Origin of the sequence: Bacillus sp. Brlt_9 (genome assembly GCF_051948935.1) — a bacterium.
Taxonomy (GTDB): domain Bacteria; phylum Bacillota; class Bacilli; order Bacillales; family Bacillaceae_G; genus Bacillus_A.
Genome location: NZ_JAYJLO010000002.1, coordinates 478893 through 489807 on the forward strand (window position 1 = coordinate 478893; position 10915 = coordinate 489807).

Genomic DNA, 10915 nt, shown 5'->3' on the forward strand with positions numbered 1-10915 from the left:
AAGGGTAAAGCTGGCTTGTATTTTTATTGCATTCTATGTGTGAAAAGACGTCATAGAGGCACTTCTCCATGTAAATAAGGAGGACCATTATGGAGGATGCAGTTAACGAGTACCTATTATCATTTATTGATCCGAAAGATAAATTAATTCTTGAAATGGAAGACTATGCGAAAGAAAATCATGTGCCGATTATGGATCGACTTGGAATGGAATTTATGTTGCAATTTTTACGTTTAATTGGACCAAAAAGCATTTTAGAGCTTGGTACAGCAATTGGCTATTCTAGTATTCGTATGATGCAAGCTATTCCAGATTCTCGCATTGTGACAGTTGAACGCAATCGTGAGCGATATGAAAAAGCACTTGAATATATAGAACGTTCACCAGTTAAAGAGCGTATTTCCGTTATTTACGGTGATGCGTTAGAAACAGGTGAGCAAGTAGAAGAACATGGAACATTTGATGTTATTTTTATTGATGCAGCAAAAGGACAATATCGTCGCTTTTTTGACTTATATGAACCGTTATTAAATCCTGGTGGCGTAATTATTTCAGATAATGTTATGTACCATGGCCTTGTAACGACTAAAGAGAAAATTGAAAACAGACGTACACGTGGTTTAATCCGTCGTATTAAGACGTACAATGAATGGCTTATGAATCATGAAGGATATGATACAACGATTTTCCCAATTGGTGATGGAGTAGCTGTTAGTAAAAAGAGAGGGTGACCAAGGTATGAAGAAACCTGAATTGTTAGTAACGCCAAAAGCAGTGGCGGATATCGAACCTCTGGCGAAAGCAGGAGCAGATGCGGTAATGATCGGTGAGCAAAAGTTTGGTTTACGTTTAGCAGGGGAATTTTCACGTGAAGATGTGAAGCAGGCTGTGAAGATTGCACATGAAAATGGTGTAAAAGTATACGTAGCAATGAACGCTATGTTCCACAATGATAAAGTAGAAGAATTAACAGATTATGTTGCATTTTTAAACGAAGTACATGTAGATGCAATTGTTTTCGGAGATCCAGCAGTATTAATGGCGGTTCGTGAAGTAGCGCCAAATATGCAATTGCACTGGAATACAGAAACGACAGCAACAAACTGGTTTACTTGTAACTACTGGGGACAAAGAGGAGCAAAACGTGCTGTATTAGCTCGTGAGCTTAGCTTAGATGAAATTGTTGAATTAAAAGAAAATGCTGAAGTGGAACTTGAAGTGCAAATTCACGGTATGACTTGTATGTTCCAATCGAAGCGTTCACTAGTAGGAAACTACTTTGAATATCAAGGACGTAATCTTGACATTGAAAAGAAAAAATATGAAGAGAATATGTTCTTATATGACCCAGAGCGTAACAACAAATATCCAATTTATGAAGATGAAAATGGTACTCACATTATGAGTCCAAACGATATTTGTTTCATTGATGAGTTAGAAGAGCTAATTGATGGTGAAGTCGATAGCTTAAAAGTTGATGGTGTACTAAAAAGCTCTGCATACATTATTGAGGTAACGAAGAAATATCGTAAAGCAATTGATTTATGTGTAGAAGATCGTGATGCGTATTATGATGTGAAAGACGATTTATATAAAGAGATAGAAGAAATGCAACCAGTAAATCGTCCGTTAGATACGGGATTCTTCTTTAAAGAGACGGTTTACTAAACGAGGAGGGTGTAGGAAATGACTGTACAAGAAATTTCACGAGTGATCGATGGCAAACGCGTTATTGTGAAGAAACCTGAACTGTTAATCCCTGCGGGTAACTTAGAAAAATTAAAAGTAGCTATCCATTATGGGGCAGATGCTGTATATTTAGGTGGACAAGAATTTGGTCTTCGTTCGAATGCAGGTAACTTTACACTGGAAGAAATGGCAGAAGGTGTGGAATTTGCAAAGAAATATGGAGCAAAAATATATGTAACAACAAATATCTTTGCACATAATGAAAATATGGACGGGCTAGAGGAATATTTAAAAGGGATTGAAAAAGCTGGCGTAACGGGAATTATCGTTGCTGATCCGCTTATTATTGAGACTTGTAAACGTGTGGCGCCTTCTGTTGAGGTGCATTTAAGTACACAGCAATCACTATCCAACTGGAAAGCAGCACAGTATTGGAAAGAAGAAGGTTTACATCGTCTTGTATTAGCTCGTGAAGCAAGCTATGAAGAAATGAAAGAAATTAAAGAAAAAGTGGATATTGAAATTGAAGCATTCGTCCATGGTGCAATGTGTATCGCCTATTCAGGAAGATGTACGTTAAGTAACCATATGACGGCGCGTGACTCTAACCGTGGTGGTTGTTGTCAATCTTGCCGCTGGGACTATGATTTAGTTCAAACAGTATCACAACATAAAGATGCAAAAGAGCTTCCTCTATTCCAAGAAGAAGATGCTCACTTTGCAATGAGTCCAAAAGACTTAAATTTAATTTTATCAATTCCGAAAATGATTGAAATTGGCATTGATAGCTTAAAAGTTGAAGGTCGTATGAAATCAATCCATTACGTAGCGACTGTAGCGACAGTATACCGTAAAGTAATTGATGCGTATTGTGCGGATCCTGATAACTTTGAGTTTAAACAAGAATGGTTAGATGAGCTTGATAAATGTGCAAATCGTGATACAGCTCCTGCATTCTTTGAAGGGGTTCCAGGACATCAAGAGCAAATGTTTGGAAATCATAGTAAGAAAACAACGTATGATTTCGCTGGTTTAGTGTTAGATTATAATGAAGAAACGGGCATCGTAACGATTGAGCAACGTAATCATTTCAAACCAGGACATGAAGTGGAGTTCTTTGGACCAGAAATAGAAAACTTTACGCAAACGGTGGAGAAAATTTGGGATGAGGATGGAAACGAATTAGATGCAGCGAGACATCCGTTGCAAATCGTGAAATTCAAAGTGGATCAACCAGTGTATGTGAATAATATGATGCGCAAAAGCATACTTCAATAAGAAAGAGTTGATAGTCGAATGGGGACGAATAAGCCTGTTGTAATTGGAATTGCTGGTGGTTCAGGATCAGGTAAGACGAGTGTAACGAAAGCGATTTTTGACCATTTTAAAGGTCATTCCATTTTAATCTTAGAGCAAGATTATTATTACAAAGATCAAAGCCATTTACCAATGGAAGAGCGTTTAAAAACAAATTATGATCATCCGCTTGCGTTTGATAATGATCTGTTAATTGAACATTTGCAGCAGTTGCTTGCATATGAGCAAATTGATAAGCCTGTATATGACTATACATTGCATACGCGTTCAGAAGAAATTATTCCAGTTGAGCCGAAAGATGTAATCATTTTAGAAGGAATTCTTATTTTAGAAGACCCACGTCTTTGTGAGTTAATGGACATTAAACTATTTGTTGATACAGATGCAGATCTTCGTATTTTACGTCGCATGCAGCGTGATATTAAAGAACGCGGTCGTACGATGGATTCAGTTATTGATCAATACGTAAGTGTTGTACGTCCAATGCACAATCAATTTATTGAGCCTTCTAAGAAATTTGCGGATATTATTATCCCAGAAGGTGGACAAAACCATGTTGCAATTGATATTATGGTCACAAAAATTGCAACAATTCTTGAACAAAAAGTAAATTTGTAATAGCATAGTAAAAGATATACGATAGGAAGGGATTTTTTCCCTTCCTATCGAATACAATGAAACATGCAACCTCATCTATATATAGGTGAGGGCATATTTATATCAACTTTCCATACATATCTTCTTTATATAAAGAAGAATTGGGAATACGGGGTTGTATGTGACAACTCCGCTAGTACAGGCGTGCTAGAAACCTCCGCTCTACATATAAGCGGGGGAGTTTTCATATGGAACTCCTCTTTTTTCGGGGGATTGGTATATAAAAGGAGTGGAAAATATGGCAACAGAAAAAACATACCCTATGACGCAAGAGGGTAAGCAAAAGCTAGAGAACGAACTTGAGGATTTAAAAACGGTAAAACGTAAAGAGGTTGTAGAGCGCATTAAGATTGCACGTAGCTTCGGAGATCTTTCTGAGAACTCTGAGTACGATGCAGCAAAAGATGAGCAAGCATTCGTAGAAGGACGTATTACACAATTAGAAAACATGATTCGTAACGCAGTTATCATCACAGATAACGGTGAAGAATCTACAGTTGTTACATTAGGTAAAACAGTAACATTTAAAGAGTTACCAGGTGGAGATGAAGAATCTTACACAATCGTAGGTAGCGCAGAAGCAGACCCATTTGAAGGAAGAATTTCTAACGATTCTCCAATCGCAAAAAGCTTATTAGGTAAGCAAATTGGTGAGAAGGTAGCAATCCAAACTCCAGGTGGAGAAATGCAAGTAGAGATTATCTCTGTAAAATAATTAAAAATCACTCGTGTAAAAGCGAGTGATTTTTTTATTTGTATAAAAGATGAAACACTCCGTCCAAACTATAGTAGACGAGGTGTTTTTGGATGAAAATAAACCGGAGAATTATAATTGTTTTAATTTGTTTTCTAAGTTTCATGTTTATATTACTTTGTCGTTTAATTCAAATACAAATTATAGATACGGAATCATTTACGGATCGTAAGATTAATTTACTTGAAAAAAGTGTTACACAACGGACGCAATCTATTACGATAGATGATGGACGAGGCCATTTTATAGACCGAAACGGTAAGAAAATAGGAGAGAAAAAGTATCCTGTTTTAATTGTTTTTCCATTTCTACAAATAAAAAATGACATGTTAGAGAAAATTGCGCATATCATTGGTGTGTCGAGACAAGAGATTGAAAGTCAAATGAAAGATAAGAAAAGTGCATTTATCATGCAAAGGGGAAATGGTCCATTTCGATTGACACGAGAGCAGATGGAGAAGGTAAATCAATTAAATGTATTAGGTATTGTAGCAGCTGAAGTTCGTTTACGGCAAACTGGCACGATGAATCATTTAGTTGGTAATGTGGGTGAGAATGAACGAGAATTTCAAAAACGATACGGTGAGATAAGAAAAATTTCAAAGCAAACGCCAATTGGCATTTCAGGATTGCAGCAATCATTTGATGAATTTCTTTTGACTGATGGAGAGGCAAAAGTATTGTATCAAGTGGACCGACAAGGAGAACCGATTTTTGGGAAACAGGCGAAATATACGTCGCCTGGAAATCCGTTTTACCCAGTGACGATTCAAACTACTTTACATAACGAATTACAGCAAAAAGCAGAAGAAGTGGTTGAAGCGAGCGAAGTAAAGAAGGGAGGATTAGTGTTACTTGATGTAAAGAAAAATGAAATTTTAGCGATGGTCAGTAAACCATCTGTACAGGTGAAAGATGAGAGGTTATATAAAACTACACTTGAAAATCAAATGTTAATATCACATTTTCCTGGCTCTGTGTTTAAAACAATAGTTGCAGCGGCAGCAATTGATCATATTGAAAATGTTTTTAATCGCACGTTTAATTGTAATAAAGATTTATATGGTGAAGACCACCCGCAAGTTATGATGGGGAAACTTAGTTTTAAAGAGAGCTTTGCTAGAAGCTGTAACAGGACATTTTCGGAGTTAGGTAACGAGTTAATGCAAAAGGATAAGATGGTGTTAGAAAGTTACGTAGCAGCTTTAGGAGCCGCTGATAAGGTTGGATGGAGAGGTTCTGTATTTCATACAACTCATTTTGAGCAAATGCCAGAGGAGAAGAGTGTTACGATTTGGGGGAATGAAGGAAGCAAGAATAGTAAAAAGGCGGTAGCACAAACAGCAATTGGACAGAAAGATGTACGTATATCACCTCTAGCGATTGCAAATATGATGGCGACAATTGCTAGAGATGGAGAAAAGATGGAAGTGAAAGCTGTTGAAAAGATAGTGTATAAAAATGGAACGGACTTTTATACATTTGAAAACCATGCATTAGGTGGAAAACAGCTTCCGTATGAAACAGTGAAAACATTACAACAGTTATTAAGGAGCGTTGTAACAACGGAGAAAGGAACAGGAGCAGCATTCAGGTCGTTACCACTAAGTGTCGCCGGAAAATCGGGGACAGCGCAAACAGGAAAAGGAATGAAAGAGAATCGTTGGTTTGCAGGTTACTTTCCATATGAAAATCCAAGATATGCTTTAGTTGTCGTGGATATAGAAACGAATAGCAATGTAAATGCAGTTACACCTATTTTTAAAGCTATCGTAGAATCAATCTATCGATTAGAGAAGGAAAAGTAATCTTGCAATTCATAGTGAAATGTTTTCATTTCGTGAAAATATTATTGTAAATGTTCAACCTTTCTAGATTTAATGTTACAATAGCAAGTATGAAAAACTGCATGGAGGTTTGGAGAATGGCAGGAGGATCTAGATTCCAACAGAAACAACAAAAACGTCGTCAAAACGGTGTTTTAAATATTGCAATCGCAATTGTATTAATATTAGTAGCTATTGTATCATATCAATTGTTTGTTCCTGAAAGAAAAGAACAAGCGTCTTCTAGTGACAAAAAAGTAGCTCAGCAAACAACGAAAGAGAATAAGTCTGAGAAAACTAAGGGCAAAGAAGAGACGAAGAAGAACGAGCAAGAGAAGGCAGAGGCTAAGGAGAAAGAAGAAGAGAAGCTAAAGGCTGAAGAAGAACAGAAAAAAGCTGAGGAAGAAGCGAAAGCTAACGAGAAAGTACCAGCTGAAAAAACACAGCCAAAGGCAACTGACGCTTATACGAAATCTTCTTGGAAGCCAGTAGGTACAGAGCAAGGTGCAACACCTGCGATGACGTTTAAAAAAGGTACAGCAGATTGGAATGAGATGAACCAAGCAATTTCAGCTGCAATTGACGTTCCAGTAGAGCAATTAGTTATTCATCGAATCGGAAATAACGGTAAAAATAAAGCTTACGGTAACGTACAAGATAAACAATCAGGTAAAAGATATTATGTAAATATTGATTGGGTAGACAATGAGGGCTGGAAACCAGTGCTTGTTCAAACTCTAAACTAAAAAAGAGAAGCTCCTCAGGAGCTTCTCTTTTTTATTAGCGTAATTTCTTTAATTTAAAATGAACAACCGCGCTATAATACGGTCTTTTGCTTTCAGGATCCATAACCATTTGATGCGAGATGTGATGAACTTCAAGCATAAGTGCTTTATTATTATCGATTTGTTCACTAATTTTTCGTTCTAAAGAAGCTAAGTCTCCCGCTTCAAAAAATTCTACTTTATCTTCTAACATTTCAAAGGTAAATGACATGAAGACGGCCCCTCTCCTATGTAATCAACTATAGTGTAACAAAGAAAAGAAGGAAATACCATGTACATTTCAATTGACATTTTTCGAAAGAGGGAATATCATACTGATAAAACCGATAAGAAAAAGGGGAATTTTTATGGGTACAGAATTTAATGGTTTATTTGATGAGTGGGCTCATACGTACGACTCATTTGTACAAGGCGAAGATATACAATATAAAGAAGTTTTCGCCCATTATGAGGACATTCTAGAGGATGTAGTTAACAAGTCATTTGGTAATGTATTAGAATTTGGTGTTGGTACTGGTAATTTAACAAATAAATTATTACTTGCTGGCCGCACAGTTTACGGTATAGAGCCGTCACGTGAAATGCGCATGATTGCAAAAGAAAAATTGCCGCAAGAGCTATCTATTACAGAAGGTGATTTTCTTTCATTTAAAGTCCCAAATTCAATTGATACCATAGTAAGCACCTATGCATTTCATCATTTAACAGATGATGAAAAAAATGTAGCGATTGCGAAGTATAGTCAATTGCTAAACAAAGGTGGTAAAATAGTGTTTGCTGATACGATATTTGCAGATCAAGATGCATATGATAAAACTGTTGAAACAGCAAAACAAAGAGGTTTTCATCAGTTAGCAAACGATTTGCAAACGGAATACTATACACGTATTCCAGTCATGCAGTCTATTTTTGAAAACAATGGCTTCCATGTAACGTTTACGAGATTAAATCATTTCGTTTGGGTAATGGAGGCAACTAAGCAATAGAAAGAGGGATTAGATTGAGAATTGCTGTAATTGGAGCAATGGAAGAAGAAGTACGTATTTTACGTGACAAATTAGAACAAGCAGAAACAGAAACGGTTGCAGGTTGTGAATTTACGAAAGGAAAATTAGCAGGACATGAAGTAATCTTGCTAAAGTCTGGTATTGGTAAAGTAAATGCAGCGATGTCAACGACAATTTTATTAGAAAGATATAAGCCTGAAAAAGTAATTAATACTGGTTCAGCTGGTGGCTTCCATCATTCTCTAAATGTTGGAGATGTAGTTATTTCAACAGAAGTTCGTCATCATGACGTAGATGTAACAGCATTTAACTATGAGTATGGTCAAGTACCAGGAATGCCTCCTGGATTCAAAGCTGATGAAGCATTAGTTGCATTAGCTGAGAAATGTATGCAGGCAGAAGAAAATATTCAAGTTGTAAAAGGTATGATTGCAACAGGTGATTCATTTATGAGTGATCCGAACCGCGTTGCAGCCATTCGTGATAAATTTGAAGACCTTTATGCAGTAGAAATGGAAGCAGCAGCTGTTGCACAAGTATGCCACCAATATGAAGTTCCGTTTGTTATTATTCGTGCACTTTCTGATATTGCTGGTAAAGAATCAAATGTTTCATTTGATCAATTTTTAGATCAAGCAGCTCTTCATTCTACAAACTTTATCGTAAAAGTACTAGAAGAGTTAAAGTAATGTAACAAAAAGGCAACTGTCTCATATAAAGAAAATACATACAGTTGCCTTTTCTTTATTGGCAAATAAGGGGGAGAACACGATGAATGTATATCGTGGAGTTCATGAGTTAATTGGTCATACGCCAATTGTAGAAATTACTCGTTTTTCACTTCCAGAAGGGGTCCGTTTATTTGCAAAGCTTGAATTTTATAACCCAGGTGGAAGCGTTAAGGACCGTTTAGGAAGAGAATTAATCGAAGATGCGCTAGAAAAAGGGCTTGTTACCCAAGGTGGAACAATTGTTGAACCGACTGCTGGGAATACTGGTATTGGACTGGCACTTGCAGCGTTACAACATGATTTACACGTTATTGTTTGTGTACCAGAGAAATTTAGTATAGAAAAGCAAGAACTAATGAAAGCACTGGGCGCAACGGTTGTGCATACACCGACTGAGCAAGGAATGACCGGTGCAATTGCAAAAGCAAAAGAGTTAGTAAATGAAATACCGAATTCATACTCTCCAAGTCAGTTTGCGAATGAAGCAAACCCGCGTGCTTATTTCAAAACACTAGGTCCTGAACTTTGGTCGGCACTTAACGGAGAGATTAACATATTTGTTGCAGGAGCAGGAACTGGTGGTACATTCATGGGGACTGCATCTTATTTGAAAGAAAAAAATATAGATATAAAAACGGTTATTGTAGAACCAGAAGGATCCATTTTAAATGGTGGTAAAGCTGGATCGCATGAAACAGAAGGGATTGGCCTTGAATTTATCCCGCCATTTTTGAAAACATCTTATTTTGATGACATTCATACAATTTCTGATCGAAATGCTTTTTTAAGAGTGAAGGAATTAGCACAAAAAGAAGGACTGCTCGTTGGGAGCTCTTCAGGAGCAGCGTTTCATGCAAGTTTACTTGAAGCTGAGAAAGCGGCGCCCGGTACAAATATTGTAACGATTTTTCCTGATAGTAGTGAGCGCTATTTAAGTAAAGACATATACAAAGGATGGGAATAAAAAATGAGAGCAAAGACAAAGTTAATTCATGGTATTCGCATAGGAGAACCTTCAACTGGATCTGTAAATGTACCGATCTATCAAACAAGTACGTACAAACAAGAAGCAGTTGGTAAGCATCAAGGATATGAATATTCACGTACAGGCAACCCAACACGTGCAGCTTTAGAAGAAATGATTGCTGTATTAGAAAACGGTCATGCTGGTTTTGCATTCGGTTCAGGAATGGCTGCTATTACAGCTACAATTATGTTGTTCTCAAAAGGTGATCACGTTATTTTAACAGATGATGTGTACGGTGGAACGTACCGCGTTATTACGAAAGTATTAAACCGCTTCGGTATTGAGCATACATTTGTAGATACAACAAACTTAGCGGAAGTTGCAGAAGCGATTCGTCCAAATACGAAAGCGGTTTATGTGGAAACACCAACGAATCCATTACTGAAAATTACTGATATTAAAAAAATATCTACTCTTGCTAAAGAGAAAGATTTATTAACAATTATTGATAACACATTCATGACGCCATATTGGCAGTCACCGATTTCTTTAGGAGCAGACATTGTACTTCATAGTGCAACGAAATATTTAGGAGGTCATAGTGATGTAGTTGCAGGTTTAGTAGTTGTAAATAGCCCGCAATTAGCAGAAGACCTTCACTTTGTACAAAATTCAACAGGAGGCATTCTTGGCCCACAAGATAGCTTCTTACTACTTCGTGGTTTAAAAACATTAGGAATTCGAATGGAAGAGCATGAAACGAATTCACGCGCTATTGCTGAGTTTTTAAATAACCATCCAAAAGTAAATAAAGTATATTACCCAGGCCTTGAGTCACATCCAAACCATGAACTTGCAACAGAACAAGCAAATGGATTTGGTGCTATTATCTCATTTGATGTAGATAGCGAAGAAACATTAAATAAAGTACTTGAGAAATTACAATACTTTATACTTGCTGAAAGTTTAGGAGCAGTAGAAAGTTTAATTTCTATTCCATCTCAAATGACACATGCATCAATCCCAGCAAATCGTCGTAAAGAGTTAGGAATTACAGATACATTAATTCGAATTTCTGTCGGTATTGAAGACGGTGAAGATTTAATTGAAGATTTAGCACAAGCGTTAGCATAATAAAAATGCACTGCTCATATAGGCGGTGCATTTTTATTACATTATTTT

The 10915-nt window shown here is 36.8% G+C and carries 12 protein-coding genes; 11 read left to right on the forward strand and 1 reads right to left on the reverse strand.

Features of this window, described 5'->3' with window-relative positions:
- Positions 1-89 precede the first annotated feature (89 nt).
- From VF726_RS08680 to VF726_RS08710, 7 genes are all read left to right on the forward strand, one after another.
- A complete protein-coding gene (locus tag VF726_RS08680) occupies positions 90-731 on the forward strand; it encodes an O-methyltransferase (RefSeq protein WP_088022460.1) in 642 nt (213 codons plus the stop codon).
- A gap of 7 nt (positions 732-738) precedes the next feature.
- The gene (locus VF726_RS08685; protein ID WP_440167431.1) at positions 739-1668 is read left to right on the forward strand and encodes a peptidase U32 family protein; all 930 of its coding nucleotides are present in this window, start codon (positions 739-741) and stop codon (positions 1666-1668) included.
- 18 nt (positions 1669-1686) lie between these two features.
- Entirely contained in the window at positions 1687-2967 is a 1281-nt protein-coding gene (locus tag VF726_RS08690) for a peptidase U32 family protein (protein ID WP_000217969.1), read from the forward strand.
- Between the two features lie 18 nt (positions 2968-2985).
- On the forward strand, positions 2986-3624 hold the full coding sequence (gene udk / locus VF726_RS08695; RefSeq protein WP_000537079.1) for a uridine kinase: 639 nt from the start codon (positions 2986-2988) through the stop codon (positions 3622-3624).
- A gap of 277 nt (positions 3625-3901) precedes the next feature.
- Positions 3902-4378, forward strand: a complete 477-nt coding sequence (gene greA, locus VF726_RS08700) for a transcription elongation factor GreA (protein ID WP_000179964.1) — start codon at positions 3902-3904, stop codon at positions 4376-4378.
- A gap of 92 nt (positions 4379-4470) precedes the next feature.
- On the forward strand, positions 4471-6225 hold the full coding sequence (locus tag VF726_RS08705) for a peptidoglycan D,D-transpeptidase FtsI family protein (RefSeq protein ID WP_440167435.1): 1755 nt from the start codon (positions 4471-4473) through the stop codon (positions 6223-6225).
- A gap of 116 nt (positions 6226-6341) precedes the next feature.
- The gene (locus VF726_RS08710; protein ID WP_440167437.1) at positions 6342-6989 is read left to right on the forward strand and encodes a YrrS family protein; all 648 of its coding nucleotides are present in this window, start codon (positions 6342-6344) and stop codon (positions 6987-6989) included.
- A 34-nt stretch (positions 6990-7023) separates the two neighbouring features.
- On the opposite strand, the gene VF726_RS08715 is transcribed toward VF726_RS08710, so the two are convergent.
- Positions 7024-7239 carry a YrzA family protein gene (locus VF726_RS08715; protein WP_000010984.1) on the reverse strand — a complete coding sequence of 72 codons (216 nt, stop codon included), beginning with the start codon at positions 7237-7239 and terminating at the stop codon, positions 7024-7026.
- Positions 7240-7375: 136 nt separating this feature from the next.
- Between VF726_RS08715 and VF726_RS08720 the strand changes: the two genes are divergently transcribed.
- The 4 genes from VF726_RS08720 (at position 7376) to VF726_RS08735 (ending at position 10867) form a co-directional block, all read left to right on the forward strand.
- Positions 7376-8014 carry a class I SAM-dependent DNA methyltransferase gene (locus VF726_RS08720; protein ID WP_440167439.1) on the forward strand — a complete coding sequence of 213 codons (639 nt, stop codon included), beginning with the start codon at positions 7376-7378 and terminating at the stop codon, positions 8012-8014.
- Positions 8015-8028: 14 nt separating this feature from the next.
- A complete protein-coding gene (gene mtnN / locus VF726_RS08725) occupies positions 8029-8724 on the forward strand; it encodes a 5'-methylthioadenosine/S-adenosylhomocysteine nucleosidase (protein WP_440167441.1) in 696 nt (231 codons plus the stop codon).
- An 82-nt stretch (positions 8725-8806) separates the two neighbouring features.
- Entirely contained in the window at positions 8807-9730 is a 924-nt protein-coding gene (locus VF726_RS08730) for an O-acetylserine dependent cystathionine beta-synthase (protein ID WP_440167443.1), read from the forward strand.
- 3 nt (positions 9731-9733) lie between these two features.
- Positions 9734-10867 (forward strand): bifunctional cystathionine gamma-lyase/homocysteine desulfhydrase, encoded by a 1134-nt coding sequence (locus VF726_RS08735; RefSeq protein WP_440167445.1) that lies wholly within the window; start codon positions 9734-9736, stop codon positions 10865-10867.
- Positions 10868-10915 lie beyond the last annotated feature (48 nt).